General features: G+C 73.8%; 14 protein-coding genes. 5 read left to right on the plus strand and 9 right to left on the minus strand.

The features are described from left to right. Window positions 1–28: 28 nt before the first annotated feature. Window positions 29–433 (plus strand): hypothetical protein, encoded by a 405-nt coding sequence (locus ACIO3O_RS13610; protein ID WP_401745038.1) that lies wholly within the window; start codon window positions 29–31, stop codon window positions 431–433. A gap of 20 nt (window positions 434–453) precedes the next feature. Here ACIO3O_RS13610 and ACIO3O_RS13615 read toward each other — a convergent pair whose 3' ends face one another. The 8 genes from ACIO3O_RS13615 to ACIO3O_RS13650 all read right to left on the minus strand — a co-directional run bounded on the left by ACIO3O_RS13615 (window position 454) and on the right by ACIO3O_RS13650 (window position 11,880). Then, the gene (locus ACIO3O_RS13615) at window positions 454–654 is read right to left on the minus strand and encodes a Trm112 family protein (RefSeq protein WP_401745039.1); all 201 of its coding nucleotides are present in this window, start codon (window positions 652–654) and stop codon (window positions 454–456) included. After that, window positions 641–1,573 carry a hypothetical protein gene (locus ACIO3O_RS13620; protein ID WP_401745258.1) on the minus strand — a complete coding sequence of 311 codons (933 nt, stop codon included), beginning with the start codon at window positions 1,571–1,573 and terminating at the stop codon, window positions 641–643. Before ACIO3O_RS13620 ends, ACIO3O_RS13615 begins: the two co-directional genes overlap by 14 nt. 8 nt (window positions 1,574–1,581) lie before the next feature. Continuing rightward, the gene (locus tag ACIO3O_RS13625) at window positions 1,582–2,424 is read right to left on the minus strand and encodes a methyltransferase domain-containing protein (protein ID WP_401745040.1); all 843 of its coding nucleotides are present in this window, start codon (window positions 2,422–2,424) and stop codon (window positions 1,582–1,584) included. Between the two features lie 37 nt (window positions 2,425–2,461). Continuing rightward, a complete protein-coding gene (locus tag ACIO3O_RS13630) occupies window positions 2,462–3,766 on the minus strand; it encodes a condensation protein (protein WP_401745041.1) in 1,305 nt (434 codons plus the stop codon). Between the two features lie 670 nt (window positions 3,767–4,436). Then, a complete protein-coding gene (locus ACIO3O_RS13635; protein WP_401745260.1) occupies window positions 4,437–8,624 on the minus strand; it encodes an alpha-(1->3)-arabinofuranosyltransferase family protein in 4,188 nt (1,395 codons plus the stop codon). Next, window positions 8,621–9,376 (minus strand): class I SAM-dependent methyltransferase, encoded by a 756-nt coding sequence (locus ACIO3O_RS13640; protein ID WP_401745042.1) that lies wholly within the window; start codon window positions 9,374–9,376, stop codon window positions 8,621–8,623. The genes ACIO3O_RS13635 and ACIO3O_RS13640 overlap by 4 nt, the downstream gene beginning before the upstream one ends. After that, window positions 9,373–10,623 (minus strand): glycosyltransferase family 4 protein, encoded by a 1,251-nt coding sequence (locus ACIO3O_RS13645; RefSeq protein WP_401745043.1) that lies wholly within the window; start codon window positions 10,621–10,623, stop codon window positions 9,373–9,375. The genes ACIO3O_RS13640 and ACIO3O_RS13645 overlap by 4 nt, the downstream gene beginning before the upstream one ends. Window positions 10,624–10,866: 243 nt before the next feature. Further along, the gene (locus ACIO3O_RS13650) at window positions 10,867–11,880 is read right to left on the minus strand and encodes a DUF3068 domain-containing protein (RefSeq protein WP_401745044.1); all 1,014 of its coding nucleotides are present in this window, start codon (window positions 11,878–11,880) and stop codon (window positions 10,867–10,869) included. A 196-nt stretch (window positions 11,881–12,076) separates the two neighbouring features. On the opposite strand from ACIO3O_RS13650, the gene ACIO3O_RS13655 reads away from it, so the two are divergent. The 4 genes from ACIO3O_RS13655 to ACIO3O_RS13670 all read left to right on the plus strand — a co-directional run bounded on the left by ACIO3O_RS13655 (window position 12,077) and on the right by ACIO3O_RS13670 (window position 16,321). Next, complete coding sequence (locus ACIO3O_RS13655) at window positions 12,077–12,229, plus strand: hypothetical protein (RefSeq protein WP_401745045.1); 153 nt, start codon at window positions 12,077–12,079, stop codon at window positions 12,227–12,229. 932 nt (window positions 12,230–13,161) lie between these two features. Continuing rightward, window positions 13,162–14,406 (plus strand): helix-turn-helix domain-containing protein, encoded by a 1,245-nt coding sequence (locus tag ACIO3O_RS13660; RefSeq protein WP_401745262.1) that lies wholly within the window; start codon window positions 13,162–13,164, stop codon window positions 14,404–14,406. Between the two features lie 49 nt (window positions 14,407–14,455). Then, a complete protein-coding gene (locus tag ACIO3O_RS13665; RefSeq protein WP_401745046.1) occupies window positions 14,456–15,409 on the plus strand; it encodes an SGNH/GDSL hydrolase family protein in 954 nt (317 codons plus the stop codon). Between the two features lie 6 nt (window positions 15,410–15,415). Next, on the plus strand, window positions 15,416–16,321 hold the full coding sequence (locus ACIO3O_RS13670; RefSeq protein ID WP_401745047.1) for an aminoglycoside phosphotransferase family protein: 906 nt from the start codon (window positions 15,416–15,418) through the stop codon (window positions 16,319–16,321). 75 nt (window positions 16,322–16,396) lie between these two features. On the opposite strand, the gene ACIO3O_RS13675 is transcribed toward ACIO3O_RS13670, so the two are convergent. Further along, window positions 16,397–16,621 (minus strand): hypothetical protein, encoded by a 225-nt coding sequence (locus ACIO3O_RS13675; protein WP_401745048.1) that lies wholly within the window; start codon window positions 16,619–16,621, stop codon window positions 16,397–16,399. Window positions 16,622–16,711 lie beyond the last annotated feature (90 nt).

Below are 16,711 nucleotides of genomic sequence, written 5' to 3' on the forward strand. Positions count from 1 at the left end.
TACCGCGAAGAACGTTGGGAGAGAGCACATGACCTTCACCCGCACCCCTCTTCGACCCCTGGCCGCACTGGCCGCCTCGCTCGCCCTGGCCGTGCCGACGGCGCTCACCACCACCTCGACGGCCTCGGCCGAGCAGACCCGGGCGGCAGCCTCGTGCAGTTCGGGCTACGTCTGCATCTACAAGGGCGACATCTTCGACGGCAGCCCCAACCACCCCCTGGTCTACAGCTTCTACCGCTACGGCACGTACAACGTCGCGAACCTCATCGGCGACTACACCATCAAGAACTGCCAGACGGGCGGCGCCAAGGTGCAGGGCCTCACCGGCTACAACGGCACCGGAAGCGTGGCCTGGAACCTCACCGTCAACAACTGCAGCACCGGACTGTGGACCAGCCTGACCTCGACCAACTCGGTACGCGTCTATCCCTGATCCGGGTCCGGCGGAGCGCGTCACGGAGACGTGAGGCGGCGGTGCTCGGTCTCGTCCAGTTGCTCGCCCGACGAGGGCAGGAGCTGCGGGACGCCGTCCACGATCGGGTAGCGGCGGTGCAGCCTCGGGTTGTAGAGGGCGTTGCCGTCGGGGAGCAGCGACAGCGGGCCCTTGTCGATCGGGCAGGCGAGGATCTTCAGCAGCGGGTCAGTGGGGTTCACGGGTGAAGTCCTTTTCGGGTGAGGGTTGTTGTTGCTGTTCGTGCGTGGCGAGGCTGAGCAGCACCGCGACCGCCAGGGCCGCGCCCACCACCCGCAGCACCAGCCGCAGCGGATCGCCCGGCAGCGACTCGCCGAACGCCAAGCTGCCGAGGGTGGCGGTGTAGAGGCAGGACGTGGTGGTGCAGACCGGCACCACGAGGGAGGCCCGGCAGCGCTGGAGCGCGGTCTGCGAGAGGACGAGACCGGTGCCGCCGGTGACGAGCAGGAGATAGGGGTACGGGGAGGTGAGCACCGCGCCGAGCGTGCCGGGCAGGTCGCTCGCGTCGAACAGCGCCGAGACCCCCTTGATCGCCAGCGAGCTCACCCCGTACACGAACCCGACGGCCACCCCGTACGGCACACCGCTCGCCGGGGTGGTCCCGGCGGTGTCCTGCCGCGCGGCATCCCGGCGGTCGGCGACGACGTACACCCAGATTCCCGCACCGATGGACAGCCCGCTGAGCAGCAGGATCAGGGCGGGCGGCGAGTACGCGCCGACGTGCTCGCCGCCGGAGTCCAGCGACAGCACCACCATCAGCAGGGCGACCACCACCGCGGCCATCGCGTACCGCTCACGGCCCGACACGCGTTCCCCGAGCGCGCGGGAGGAGAGCAGCAGGAGCAGGACCAGGCCCGAGATGAACAGGGCCTGCGCGACCGTCATCGGCAGCGTGCGGTACACGACCAGTTGCGCGGCGAACCCGCCCGCGAGCGCCAGTGAACCGGCCAGCCACGGCAGGCTCCCCAGCAGCAGCCGGACCGCCCGCAGCGGGCGGTGCACGTCCAGGTCCGGCAGGTTGCCCAGCGCGCGCTTCTGGAGGACGAAGCCGCCGCTGTAGAGGACGTTCGCGAACAGTGCCGCCACCACTCCCCACCACATCACGGCACTCAACTCCCTTGCGGGGAAGGGTTGGTGGTCCTGCGTGCGTGGACGAGGAGGATCGACGCGGCGGACGGCGCGGCGCAGGCCAGCCGGTCCAGGGCGCGCAGCGGGCGGGGCACCCCGTGGAAGGGGGCGCCGGCCGTGCGGACGACCTCGAAGCCGGACGCGGCGAGCAGTTGGCGCAGGGCGCGGGCGGTGTAGAGCCGCAGGTGGCCGACGACCTCGCGGCCCGGCCGCCCGTGGATCGCGCGCAGGCTGACCTCGGAGAACACCGGCTGCACTCCTGCCAGGAGCAGGGCCCGGTTGTACCAGGCGGCCAGGTTGGGTGTGGAGAGCATGAGGTGGCCGCCTGGCTTGAGGACGCGGCGGATCTCGTCGAGGGCGCTGTCGGGGTCGACGAGGTGCTCGATGACTTCGCTGAAGAGGACGGCGTCGGCGGAGGCGGACGCGAACGGCAGCCCGCCGTCGGTGAGTTGACCCCGTACCGCACACAGCTCACCGCTGGTGGCGGCGAACCGCCGCGACGCCCTGCGCAGCGCGTCCTGCGACCAGTCGACGCCGACGAGACGGTGCCCGGGGAGCAGCGGGGCCGCCGTCACGGCGGCCGTTCCGTCGCCGCAGCCCACGTCGAGGACGGTGGCGCCGGGGGAGCCCGCGAGGGCGGCGGCGAGCATGCGGGCCTGGCGGAGGCTCCGGGGGTCGCCGGAGGCCACGGGCACGGCGGGGTTCTCGTAGAACTCGCGCAGGTGGTCGCGCGGTTCGGCGCGGGCTTCGATGCGGGCCTCGGTGCGCGCTTCGGCGCGGGCTTCGCCTCGGGGGAGCGATGGGTCGGCGGTGGGAGCCGTCATGGCGGCGATCCCTCCTCAGGGTCAAGGGGCCAAGGGGTCACGGAGTGGTGGTCGTGGACGTGGTCGTGGTCGGAGGGGCCGCGAGCGCGGAGGTCGACTGGAGGTGCTTCTCGAAGAGTTCGCGCAGGTGCTCGCCGTCGCGCGGCCCGAGCAGCGCACCCGACCAGCGCAGACAGAGGTGGAGGCGGCCGCCGGTGGCCGCGGTGGTCACGGTCAGCCCTCGGGGCATCCGCGCGGGCGCCGAGAACCACACCGCGCTCGCCCGCCCCACGCCCTCGCCGAAGTCCAGGGGGTAGGGGACCCGCCCGATGTTGCTGAGCAGCGTGGTGGACGTCCAGGCGCCGACCGCCCGCCGCAACTGCCGGGTGAGCCCCGCCCGTACGACCACGGGAACGACGGGCGCGGTGAGCAACCGCGCCCCGTGACCGAGCTGCGGCCGCGAGAGCGCCTTGAGGGCGCGCGTACGATCTGCGGTCCGCAGCAGCAGCCCCCGGGTGTCCGCGTCCGCCAACTCCTCCGGCCGGAAGGGGACTTCCACCAGCCGCGTCCCGTTCCCGATGGGCATGTCCATCCCCCGGGAGCGGTCGTCCACCGGCATGGTGATGCGCATCGGGCGGGGCCTGGCGCCCTGCTCGGTGTTCCACTCGGCGATGGTCCGGGCGGTGGCGACCATCAGCTGGTCGTTGACGGTGTACGGGACCCCGGGCGGCCGCCTGGGCACCGGCAGCTCCACGGCCAGCATGCCGTTGCCCGAGGTCTTCGCCGCGCCCGGTGTCCCGGCGGCGACGCGCGCCACCGGGGCGAACCCGGTTCCCCGGACCGGCTGCCGGGCGCGGTGTCCGGGCCGCTCGGGTGCGGCGGTGGCGGCGGGGGAGTTGTCGACCCCGCCGTAGATCTCGGCGGCGGTGGCGAGGACGCGCAGGCAGGCGGGGCCGTCGAGGGCGGTGTGGTTGAGGACCAGCAGCAGGACCCGGCCGATGATCTCCAGCCGTACCGGGGGCGACAGGGAGAGCGGCGGCGCATGGGTGAGCGCCCGCGCCCGGGCCTCCTCCAGCACGCGCGGCGAGGCGTCCTGGTGATGGACGACCACACCGGCGGTGTCCGGATGCGGGGTCAGCTCCCACGCGTACCGGCGCCGGTACCAGGGCCCGGGGGCCTCGCGCATCAGGATGCGGGGATGCTGCCGCAGCGCCTGGAGGAAGGCCTCCCGGAGCCGTGCCGGATCGGGGGCCTCCGGAAGATGCACCTCGATGTGTACGGTCTCGGGCTCGGCGGGGTCGAGACAGTGCCGGGTGATCTCGTCGACGACGGTGAAGGGGGTGGTGCTGGTCGGGGCACGCATCACGGGCTCCTCGGAGGACGAAGGTGGGAAGACCGAACCGGACCGCACCGGTGCCCGGCCCACTCGGTGACCGGACTACGGGGCCCCCGAGCCCGCGCCCGCGCTGCGGACAGTCGGGGCACGCACCCGCCCCGGGCGGGAGCTCTGTGCCGGGCGGGGGTCCCGTGCCCGGCCGCAGCCTCGTGTCGGGAGGGGGCTCGGTGTCCGGCGGGGGTCCCGTGCCTGGCGGGGGTCCCGAGCCCGGCGGATGCCGTGTGCCGGGCGGGGGTTCCGTGCCCGGCCGCAGCCTCGTGTCGGGAGGGGGCTCCGTGTAGGGCGGGGGGCCCGTGCCTGACGGGGGTCCCGAGCCCGGCGGATGCCCTGCGCCTGGCGGGGGTTCCGTGCTTGGCGGAGGCCATGTGCCCGGCGGAGGCCTCGGGTTCGATGGTGGCCCCGTGCCCAGCGGAGTCCTCGTGCTCGGAGGGGACCCCGAGCCTGGCGGACGCCGTGCGGGCGGGGACCCCGAGCCCGGCGTGGGCCCTGCGTTGTGCAGCGGTCTCGTGCCGGGCACAGTCCCCGTGCCGGGCACAGTCCCCGTGCCGGGCACAGTCCCCGTGCCGGGCACAGTCCCCGTGCCGGGCACAGTCCCCGTGCCCAGTGGAGCCCCCACGCCCCGCGCAGGTCACGCCCGTCACTCCTCCCTCCTGCGCCACGGCCACCGCACACTCGCTCCTGGCCCGGTCGTCGCCGCCGAACCCAGCGTCACCACCGCGGCCACCACGCCCACCACCGCCAGCGCCTGGGCCAGCGGGCCGAACGCGCCCGTCTGGGCCGCCACCGGAGTTCCCGCGCCCCAGGCCGCCGTCACTCCCGCGCCCGCCATCGCCGCCAGGGCGATGAGGGGGAGCAGCGCCGGACGCCAGCGGGCCAGGAGGGCGAGGACGGGGACGGCCAGGGCCAGGGGGCCCGCCACCAGGATCATGACCAGGGTGAGTACCGCCAGGCCCAACACGGCTCCCGGGGCGGGAGGTTGTTCGGCCGCGGCGGGAGCCGGCTCGCGCGGGTCGCGGCGGAACCACAGCACCAGCCCCGCCAGCGCCAGCAGCGCCACGCCGCCCGCGACGAGACCGCCCACGTACCAGCGGGCCGGGGCGAACTCCAGCCGCACCGTTCCGCCCTCGCCCTCCGGCACCAGCCAGCCCTGTTGCCAGCCGTCCAGCCGGACCGGGGCGAGTTCCTTGCCGTTGAGGGTCGCCTGCCAGCCGGAGTTGGCGTTCTCGTACATCTGGAGGTACGACGCGGAGCCCGCTCCCACGGTCACCTCCCGGGAGTCCCCGGACCAGTCCTTGAAGGCCAACTCGCGGGAGGCGGCGGAAGGTTCGGTGACGGTTCCCCGGGTCAGGGTCAGGTCCGTGATGGCGAGAGGGCCCGTGTCGCCCGCCTCCAGGCGGTGGGTGCCCGCCGCCAGTTGGGCCACCCCGTCGCGCTGGTCGCCCGCGCACAGCGACACCTCGATCGGGCGGCGCTCGGTCAGGTCGCGCAGGGTGCCCCGGGCGCTCGTCGCGTGCAGGGTGCCGTCGATGGACAGGATCGGGCCCTGGCCGCAGGGGAGGGAGAAGGCACGGGCGGGGTCGGGCTGCGGGACCCGGTAGTCGTCGAGAGCGGGGACGTACACCTCACTCAGTCCGATGGGGAGCTGCAACTCGCCCTGCGCCACCGGGTTGTGGATGGTGAGCGGTGCCGCCTTGGTGAGCGTGATGTCGAGGCGGTCGGTGGTGATCGGCTGGAAGCTGGCGAGACCGTTGGGGTCCACGGAGGCGGTCGCCGCGCCGTCCGGGGAGCTGATCTCGACCTGCTCGGGGCGGGTGGAGAGGCCGCCCGCCGCCGCGAAGACGATCTGCCCGACCGGGCGTTTCTCCGGCCAGCGCAGGTGCAGGACGGACGTGTTTCCGGAGATCCATGACGTGCTCAGGTCGCCGTCGACCAGGTTGCGGGGGCTCAGCGCGGTGCCGAGCTTCGCGGTCGAGTCGGCGCTGACCAGCAACTGCCGCCGCTGGTCGGGTGCTTGGCGGTAGAGGAGTTCGTCCAGCGCCTCGCCCGGAACGGGCAGCGCCGTCGCCTTCAGGGCGTACGCGCCGTCCTGCCGGGTGGTGAACTGGCGGTGCAGCCCGACCTCCGCCGAGACGGGGGACAGCCCGCCGGGGTCGCTGCCCCGGTGCAGGGAGATCACGTTCGGGTCCGTGCCGTCGTCGGCCGCGTCCCGGGGGAGGGCGAGGAGGCGTGTCACCGTCACGCCGGGGACGTCCACCGCGCTGAACCCCGCACCCATCAGCCCGGGGCGGCCCTGTTGCGCCTCCTCGATGGTGATCTTCAGCCACTTCGCCTCGCCCGGCGGGGCGTCCACCGTCTGCGTCTGCCCGTTCGGCTGGAGCGGGCTGGTCGCACCGCCCCGGTCGGTCTCCACCCGCACCACCGTCGGCGCGGCCCGCATCCCGTCGGAGGGCAGCGGGGTCAGGCGGAGCGTGGACGGCATCGTCACCGGGGCCGTGAAGTCGACCCGCAGCCACTGCCCGGCGGGCCGGGCCGCGCTGCCCTCCGCCCAGGCGGTCTCCGGGTTGCCGTCGAAGGCGTTCACCGGGTCGTACTGGGGGAGGTGGAACAGCCAGTTCCCGCTGCTGGACGCGGTCACCGACTTCGCGCCCCGCAGCACGGCCGTCGTCTGTCGGCGCGGATTGTCGTCGGGCAGGATCTGCCGCGGCTCACGGCCGGGGTCCTGCATGCTGCCCGGCTGATTGCGCTCCTTCTCGGTGTACGTGTACGAGGTGTTGGTGTTGACCAGCCCGAACCGGGTGTCCGCCCGGCGCAGCCCGTCGCCCGCCGCCCGCACCGGGGGCTCGCCGAGCCCGGGCGCGTTGTCCCCGGTCAGCACGGCCGGCCGGTCGCGCGTGGCGGGGTCGGCGGAGAGCCGCAGCAGCGACTCGGGGCCGCCGGACACCGTCATGGTGTCGGCCACCGGCTTGAGCGCCGCCCGCCCCGGATCGCCCGTGTTCCCGCCGGTCGGCACCGGCTCGTACACCTCGACCGCCTGCTGCCTCGGGTACAGGCCCTCGACCTGCACGGGCGTGTCGTCGGGGATGCGCCCGCCGGTGAGGACCGGGCCGAAGCCGGTCACCCGCCGGTACCCGGACGACTCCAGCGTGCGCTTCACGGTCTGCGGCGGTACGTAGCCGATCTGGTCGGGGTCGAGGTCGTTGCGTACGACGACGTAGTGCAGCCCCGCCCGGTTCAAGTAGGCGGCCAGGCCCGGGACTTCGCCGCCCGACATCAGCGACTGCTCGACCGCGTCGAGCACGCGCCGGTTGCCGGGTGCGCCGAACGGCACGAAGTCCCTTTGCGCCCAAGGGGATTCGGCGAGCACGTCCAGCGGCTGGTCGATGGTCGAGCCCCAGGTGTAGATGCCGTGCGCGGTCGCCGGGGTGACCAGGGCGCGCGTGTTCGGGGAGTGCTCCTTGAGCCAGGAGGCCGTCTGCGACCAGTGGTCGGGGAGCTTGCGGAACGCCCCCGGCTGGAGGATGGAGCCGTTGACGTACGGGAGCAACAGCCCCGGCAGTACCAGCAGCGCCGCCAGCACCGGCAGGTACGAGCGGCCCGGCACCCGCCGGGTCCCGCGCTGCTCCGAGGCCACCGCCACGGCGTGCACCAGCCCCAGTACGAGCACGAGCGCCAGGCCCGACTGGAACTTGTAGATGTTGCGGAACGGCACCAGCCAGCCGTTCAGCCAGTCCTGCACCGTCCCCGGGAACAGCGCCCCCAGCGAACCCCCGTACCCGGCAAGGGTGATGAGCACGACCGAGACCACGACGAGCAGCAGCCACCGCCGCTCGGGCACGTCCCGCCGGGCGATCCCCGCCAGCCCGATCGCCGCCGCACCGGCCGAGCCGAGGATCGCCGGCACCGAGGCGGCGACCGTCCACCCGGCGGGCAGCCACGGCTCGCCGAAGTTCAGGTACGCCGTCCAGTTGCCCGCACCGCGCAGCAGTTCGGTGGCGGACATGGTGTTCGTGGTGGTGTCCGCCTGCTCGACGTACGGCATGAAGTTCTCGCCGTGAATGCCCAGCAGCAACAGAGGCACCACCCACCACAGGGTGGCCAGCAGCACCCCCGGCACCCACCACAGGATCTGCGTCCGGCGGCGCGGGCCCCCCGGGCGGCTCAACAGGTACAGGCCCACCGGCAGCAGCGCCGCAAGCGTCGACGCCGCGTTGACCCCGCCCATGAACGGGATCAGCAGCGCCGAGCGCAGTGCCGAACTCCGCGCGCTCAAAGTCGCGTTGGCGAGCGGCAGCAGCACCCACGGCAGCAGCGCCCCGGGCAGCGCCGCGGCCGACGTCGACCCGATCACGATGGTGTACGTCGGCCACAGCGCGTACACCGCCGCCCCCAGCAGCCTGCTCCGCGAAGAGCCGACGCCGAGCCGCTCCGCGAGCCGCAGCGCACCCCAGAACGCGACCGACACCACCAGCGACAGCCACAGGCGCTCCGCCAGCCACACCGGCAACTGTACCAGGTCGGCCAGCGCGTAGTACGGCAGCATCGGGAAGGCGTAGCCCACGTACTGGTCGAAGATCCCGCCGAAACCGGCCCGCGAGTGCCACAGCTCGCCCAGGTCCCCGAGGAACCGGAACGGGTCGGCGGCCACCCCGAGCTTCGTCTCGAACGTCATCCGCCCCGGCGACACCGCCAGGAACGCCACGAGGACGACCGCCCAGAAGCCCAGCAGCCACCTGCGGGAGCGGGGCGCGTCGTCGGGTCCGCGCCCGTCCGGCACCGGCGCGGCGTGCGACGGGGGGCCGGGCGGAGCCTGGAGCGTGCTGGTCATGGACACCGCCGGAGGATGAGGAGGAGGTTCCAGGTGACGACTTCGCGCAGCACCGGAATGCGCGGCGCGAGCGTGGGCAGCACCGGCCAGTAGCGGGCGCGCGCGGACACCACCCGGATGTCCTCGCGCGCCCTGACCCGGCGCAGCGTGGTCCCGACGTGGATCGGGAAGAGGTTCTCGCCGACGGTGTGCTTGGCGGTGCGGCCGGTGCGCCGCTCGTAGCGGCGGCGGCCCCGGTCGGCGCCCAGGTAGTGCCAGGGCGCCCACTCGTGGCCGCCCCACGGCGAGAACCAGTTGGTGAACGACACGTAGATCAGACCGCCGGGCCGGGTGACCCGGACCATCTCGCTGAGGAAGGTCTGCGGGTCGGCGACGTGTTCCAGCACGTTGGAGGAGAAGCACACGTCGGCCGCGCCCTCGGCGAGCGGCAGCAGATAGCCGTCGGCCACCACCGCGCCCTCCGGCGCCTTGCGCCCGTGGAGCGTCAGCTCGTGGGAGTCCGGTTCGAAGAGGTACGTCTCCGCGCCCCGCCGCCGGAACTCCCGGGCGAAGTACCCGGGCCCGCCGCCGACGTCCACCACGACCCGCCCCTTCAGGGGCACGTGGCGCTGCACCTGGTCGGCGGCGTCCCGCGCGAGCAGCGTGTAGCAGTGCTCGGGGTCCTCCTGCTCGTGGAGGAAGGCCCGCAGGAGGGCGGCGGAGCGCCGGAAGGAGGGGTCCCTGAGGGGTGGAGTGCGGTCGGCGGTCGTCATCGCAGGGCGACCGCCGTGGTGGGGGCCGGGCCGTGCGGGTCCGGCTGCTCGGGCACGGACAGGGGCAGGGGTACGGGTGTCCCCGCCGCCTCGGCGGCCACCGCCCGGAACCCGCTGACCGTGCTGGACCAGCGGTAGCGCTCCGCCCGGAGCATCGCGGCCCGCCCCATCGCCGTACGCCGCTCTGCACTGAGCGCGAGCGCGCACCAGGCGGCGGCGAACGAGCTCTCGCCGCGCGCCAGCACCCCGGTCACCCCGTCCTCGACGGAGTCCCGCAGCCCCGGCACGTCGAAACCGACGGAGGGGGTGCCGCGGGTGGCGGCCTCGGTGACCACCAGCCCCCAGCCCTCCACCGCCGAGGGATGCAGCAACAGCCAGGAGGCGCAGAGGAGTTCGTGCTTCTCGGCCTCGGAGACGTACCCCTTGAAGACGACGCCGGGGCCCGCCGTCGCCTCCAGCCGACGGCGCTCGGGGCCGTCGCCGACGATCACCAGCCTGCCGCCGGTGACCGGGCGGACCCGCTCCCACAGCCGCAGCAGCAGATCGATGCGCTTGTACTCCACCAGACGGCCGACCGCGAGGAAGAGGGGTTCGGGGGAGCGGGCGGTGAGGGCCTGCGGGCTCTCGACGCCGTTGTGCACGACGCGGATGCGCTCGCGGTTCACGCCGAGCGCGCCCAGTGCGTCGGCGGTGGACGCCGAGACGGCGACCAGGAGGTTGTCGCGCTGGGCGGCGGACAGCGCCCAGTGCTCCAGGCGTCTGCCGAGCCCGGCGGCCGGGCCGGGGAAGCGCATGCCCCACAGCTCGGTGTGCACGTGGTTGACCAGGCACAGGGTGGGGCCCCGGTGCCAGAGCGGGGTGAGGTAGGGCAGGCCGTTGCAGACCTCGACCAGGAGGTCGCAGCCGCCGATGCGCCGCTCGAAGGTGCGGCGGGCGCGCAGGAAGTGGCCGAGGTCGCCGCCCGCCGACACGACGCGGTAGTTGCGCTGTGCGGCGGGCCCGCCGCACAGCAGGGTGACCTCGTGGCCGAGGGCGGCGAGACCGTCGGCCAGACGGTCGACCAGGAGTTCGGAGCCGCCCGCCGCCGGGTTGCCCAGGTCCCGCCGGGACAGGAAGACGATTCTGCGGGGGTGCGCCGGGGCGGCGGCCTGCGGCTGTGGGGGCCGCGGGGCGCGCAGGGGGAGGGGGGTCGGGGGTGCCGCGAGGGGTGCCGTGAGGTGTGACGTGGGGGGTCCGTGCTGAGGCATCCGGGCTCCAACTCGTGTCGAGGGTGCGGAACCGATGACTGGTTGGTGGGTGGCCGACGGGCAGCCGATGAGGGGTGAGGGGATTGCCGATGAAGGGGGACGCGCGGCGTTACGTGTGCGGTGGGGTGGTTAGGCAGTTTTCGCCACGTCGTTCGAGGCGGCTACTCACCTGCGTGACAAATTCGGCACCGATATCAGCTGACGCTTCATCACATCCCGCACGCTGTAAGCCATTTGACACCCTCATGCTGCTGACTCGGGCCTTCCGGAAGCCTTTCGGAGCGGCCACCGCAACGGCCTCCGTCCGACCCGGGGCGGGGTGCTCCTGCGTCCCCGTACGACCAGGAACAGCCCCGAACCCGCCAGTGCGACCCCCGCCGCCCCGCCGCCGATCGGCAGCGTCTCGCCCACCAGGCGCAGCTTGTCGCTGTCCGTGCCGGCCTGTGCGACCTGGGCGCGCTGGGTGGCGGGGGTGAACTCCATCCGCCTGCTGTCCAGCAGCACCAGCGCGTCCTTCTTCGCGCCCGGGGCCCGCAGCGTCTTGCGCGGGCCGATCGCCGCGTTCACGATCCGCCCGGTGCGCTGGTCCACGACCAGCTCGATGCCGTGGTTGGCGTACCACTCCTCGGCCTGGACCTGCCCCCGCTCGGGCAGCCCCACCAGGAGTCCGGGGACCATCCGGGTGCCGGTGCGCACCGGGGCCACGGTGCCGGTGAAGCGGTAGCCCTCGTACCCCTGGACCTTCTTCGTACCGCTGAAGCGGAGGGACACGGTGGAGCCGAGCGTGCCGTCCCACCAGCGGTACGTGCGCTTCTCGACGTCGAAGGGGAACTTCAGGTAGGCCTCGCCGTCGAAGGCGGGCTGTTCCTTGCAGCAGTGCACCGGCTCGTTGGTCCTGCGGTCGGTGACCCAGCGTTCCAGGGTCCACTGGAGGGAGTCGCTGGTGTCGGCGGCGGGCAGCGTGTCCTCGTTGTCGACCGAGGTGGACACGTCCCAGACCGCCCGCCCGCTGCTGACGCTGTCGGCGACGTCGCCGCGCACCTGCCGGGTGATCGTCAGCGGTTTGTCGTGGGCGGTCGCCAGGGCCTGGGTGTCGAAGTAACTCCCCGTGCCGGTGAACACGGTGGTCGTGCTGATGTCGATCGGGTTGCTCTTGGCGCGAGGAGACACGTACGAAACCAGCAGCGGGGCCAGGACCAGCAGAAACACGCCGGTGCCGAGCAGGATCAGCGACAGGGGGGAGGCGGTGCGACGCATACGGGGCGCTCCAGGGGGTGCCGTGGCGGAGGGGGACACGTGCACGGTGCGTATGGGCCGGGAACCGTAGGCGCGGATGTGACGGACTGTCAATTCCCGTGCGGCGACGGTCTTGACGGGCCGTCAGGGTCCGCGTGAGACTGTGGACTTGCTGTCAGGCCGCCGGTGGGGACCAGCGTCGGAGAGGCTTCCCACCATGCCCAGACTGATCTCAGCGCTCCTGACCTCCCTCGTCGCCGCCGCACTCGCGGTGGGTGCCGCGTTCGGCATCGTCGCTCTGCTCGACGCCACCCCGGAGCAGCCCAACGTGCCTCTGGTCAGCTACGAGACGGGGACACAGCGACGATGACCACCCCTGGTACGACCACCGGTGCGACGACCCGCACGGGTGCGGAGAACGGCGTGACGACCGGCGCCTCGGCCCGGAGCGCGCGGAGGGCCCCGGCCTCTGGCAGTCCGGTTACGGGCTCGGCGCATGTGGCCTCTGGCGGCCCGGTGACGGGTCCGGCGTACGTGGCCTCCGGTGGCCCGGTTGCGAGTCCGGGACACTCGGCCTCAGGCGGCCCGGCTGCGGGACCGGCGTACGTGGCTTCCGGCGGCCCGGTTGCGAGCCCGGCGCATGTGGCCTCCGGCGGCCCGGCGACGAGTCCGGCGTACGTGGCCTCCGGCGGCCCGGTTGCGAGCCCGGCGCATGTGGCCTCCGGCGGCCCGGCGACGAGTCCGGCGTACGTGGCCTCCGGCGGCCCGGTTGCGAGTCCGGCACACTCGGCCTCAGGCGGCCCGGCTGCGGGACCGGCGTACGTGGCCTCCGGCGGCCCGGTCACGGGCCCGGCACACTCGGCCGCCAGCACTGGGCCCTCGGCACTCGCCACCCCGCCTTCAGCGTCCACACCCGGCGCCGGGGTGTCGGCACAGGGCGCCGGCGGGTCTGTATCCGGCACCGCGCGGTCCGCCTCGGGTGCTGGGGCCGTATCCGGCACCGTGCGGTCCGCGTCGGGTGCTGGGGCGTCGGCGTCCGACGCCGCGCGGCTCGCGTCCGGCTCCGGCGCGTCTGTGCCCGGTGCGGCTCGCTCCGTGTCCGGTGCCGCGTCCTCCGCGTCCGACACGGGCGCGTCTGTGCCCAGTTCGGCCCGCTCCGAGTCCTCCGCGTCCGCCGCATCCTCCGCGTCCGGCTCCAGTACGTCCGTGCCCGGTGCGGGCCTGTCGGCGTCCGGTGGCGTGGGCTCCGCGTCCTCCGCGCCCGCCGCCCCGGCGGGCACGGCCGGAGGCGGTCCGCCCGTCGTGTCCGCCTGGGCGGACGTGCCCGCGTTGCAGATACGGCAGTTCGCCGATCTGGCGCTCGCCGAGGTGCCCGCCCTGGCCCGCGAGATCCTCGACGAGATCTGCCGCGAGCATCCCCGGATGCCGCTGATCCGCGACGAGCACGGTGACCTGATGGCGCTCGTCGGCATCCGCCGCGCGCTGGAGGACTTCGTACGGCATCTGGTCCGCCAGGACGGCCGCCGCCCCCACCTCGACCTGGATGTCTTCCAGGAGTTCGGCCGGGGCGAAGGTCTCCAGGGCAGGTCCCTCAACTCCCTCCAGGCCGTGTACCGCCTCGGCGTGCGGCTCGCCTGGCGACGCCTCGCCGAGATCGGCCAGCAGGTCGCCATCCCACCGCCCGCGATGTACGAACTCGCCGAGTCGGGCTTCGCCTTCCTGGACGGCCTGGTCGACGAGTCCCTGCGCGGCTACGCGGAGGCGGCCGCCCGCCAGGCCGGTGAACGCCTGCGCCTGCAACGCAAGTTGACCCAGGCCCTCCTGCACGAATCCTCGACCGGCGCGGCCGACGCCGCGAAGTCCCTCGCCGAACTGTCCGCGCACGCCGCCCGCATCGGCTGGGCGCTGCCCGAGCGGCTCGCCATCGGCGTCCTCGTCCGCCCCTCCCGGGAGAGCGTCGCCCCCGCCGTGGGCCCCGAAGTCCTCCTCGACATGGAGAGCGAACAGCCCCTCATGGTCGTCCCCGACCCCGGACAGGTCGGCCGCACCGAACAGTTGCGGCGCGCCACGGCGGGCTGGACGGGCGCCCTGGGCCCCGCCGTCTCCCTCGGCGAAGCCGCCAAGTCCCTCCGCTGGGCCACCGCCGCCGTGGGCCTCATGGAACGCGGCCTGCTCCCCTCCGACGGCCTCCTCTCCTGTACGGAACACACCCAGGCCCTGGTCCTGCTGCCGCCCGAGGCACTCATCGGCGACCTCTCGGCCCGCTGCCTGGCCCCCCTCGAACACTGCGGCCCCACCCAGGGCCGCCGCCTGGCCGAGACCCTGCTCGCCTGGCTGGAGATCAGGGGCGGCGCACCCGAGGTGGCGGCCCGCCTCGGCGTGCACCCGCAGACGGTCCGCTACCGCATGCGGCAGATCAGGGAACTTTGGGGCGACGAGGTGGACGACCCGGACCGCCGCTTCGAACTCGAACTGGTCCTGCGCGCCCAACGCCTGCGCGGCGAACTGGCCGAGCCCCCGCACCGGGGCGGAGCGACGGGTGGCTGAGCGCGGGGTGGCCGAGAAGGGGGTGGCGGATCGGCGTGTCGCTCGGGGGATGCGCAAGCCGCGACCGTACGCGATCGTGCTGGTCCTGCTGCTGCTCTGGTGCGCCACGGGCTGCGCCTTCTTCGCCGAGCCACCGGAGGAGGAACCGCCGCCCCCGGCCCCGCGCGCCCCGGCCGCGCCCACCGCGCAGAGGCCCGCCCCGACCGGGCACTCCCCGACCCAGGCCCCGGAGCCCCAGACCGTGCCCGACCCGCCACGGCCCCCGGGCGAACGCCCCACCGTCCTCTACCTCGGCGACTCCCTCGCCATGGAGAACCAGCTCTCCCTGGCCGAGACCGTCGCGGCGGACGGCCGCGCCACCGTGCACAGCGCCCCGTACTCCGGCACGACCCTCTGCGACTACCTCACCGGACGCCCCACCCGCTCCCTGGTCCCCGTCCGGGACAAGGCGGCCGCCCTGGTCGCCACGCACCGACCCCGCGTGGTCGTCCTCCAATTCTGGGGAAACGCCTGGGGGTTCACCCCCTGTATGGACAACATCCCCCAGTCCAGCGCCCGTTACTACACGCGCTACGCCGAGGACGCCGCGACCCTCACCTCCCAGATCGCGTCCGCCGCCCGCCGTGCGGGCATCCCCCGCCCCCGGATCATCTGGGTCCTCCAAGGCCCGGACGCCTTCGCCCATGACCGCATCCCCCGCGTCAACGACCTCTACCGGGCCCAGGCGGCGGCCTCCGGCGACGCCCTCGCCGACGCGGGCCGCGCCGTCAGCGCACCCGGCGCCCGCTACACCTGGCGCCGCCAACTCCCCTGCACCGATGCCGAATCCGCCACCCCCGACGCCTGCCGCAACGGACTCACCTCCCTCCACCGCACCGACGACCCCCTCCACTTCTGCCTGGCCCCCACCACCACGACGCCCCGCCCGTGCCCGGCTCCCTCCCCGGGCATCACCCGCTACACAAAAGCGATCGCCGACGTCGTCGACCGGCACGTACGCTGACCCACCATGCCCCTGCACGAAGACGAAATCCCGGTCGACGAGACGCTGGTCCGCTCGCTCCTCAAGGAACAGTGCCCGCACTGGTCCGACCTGCCGCTCTCGCCCGCCGGGGCGGGCACCGACAACACCATGTACCGGCTGGGCGCCGACCTTCTCGTCCGGCTCCCGCGCACCCCCGGCAACGCCCGGTCCGTACAGAAGGAACAGACCTGGCTCCCCCGCCTGGCCCCCTTCCTCCCCGCCCCGATCCCCGCCCCCGTCCACGCCGGGGCCCCCACCGACGCCTTCCCCCTCCCCTGGTCCCTGTACCGCTGGATCGACGGCGCCGAACCCGGCCCGGACACCGTCCACGACTGGGCGGCCTTCGGCTGTGACCTGGCGGAATTCGTACGCCGACTCCACCGCACCGACCTCATGGGCGCCACCCGCACCGGCGACCTCACCTGGTACCGGGGCGGCGGCCTGCGGGAGAGCGAGCAGGCCTTCAGCGGCTATTTCGACGCCTGCCGGGCCGTCGCGGGCCCCGACCTCGACGTCGACACCCTGGAACAGCTGTGGCGCTCCGGCCTCGCCCTCCCCGACGGCCCCGGGCCGCACGGCTGGCTGCACGGCGACCTGAAGCCCACCAACCTCCTGGTCAAGGAGGGCAGGCTGCACGCGGTCATCGACTTCGGCGGCCTCTCGGTCGGCCTGCCCGACGCCGAGCACGCCACCGTCTGGGACCTGCCGCCCCGGGCCCGCGAGGCCTACTGGAACACCCTGTCCCTGGACGACCCCACCTGGACCAGGGCCCGCGCCTGGGCCATCGCGGTGGGCATCAGCGGCCTCGCCCACTACACGGACACCTTCCCCGCCTTCGCCACCGAGTGCCGCACCCGCCTCCACGCGATCCTGACGGCCCCGCCGCGCTGAAGCACACTGCCCCGGTACGGGACGCCCACCGCACCGCGGCGGCCGGCCCGTACTCCGACTCCTACGACGCCCGGCTCAGGCCTTGACCGGGGCGGGGGCGCCCGCTTCCTTGACGAGGCGGTCGCCGGAGTCCAACGACTCCCACAGGGTCCCGTCGATCCGGACCTTCTTCGTGGAGCCGTCCGCCAGGCGCACCTTGACGTAGTGGTACAGGCTCGACCCGTCGGTCATGCCGCGCGACTTGTCGACGACGACACCGCTCCAGGCGTCCTTTTCATGGGTTTTGCGTGACTTGAACATGTCTCCACGGTACGGCCGGGACGGGCGGGCCGACCATCCTCCCGAGGGACGAACGGGCGGACGCGCCCGCTCCACCCCCGGGTGGAGACC

The organism is Streptomyces sp. NPDC087440 (genome assembly GCF_044744005.1).
Lineage (GTDB): Bacteria > Actinomycetota > Actinomycetes > Streptomycetales > Streptomycetaceae > Streptomyces.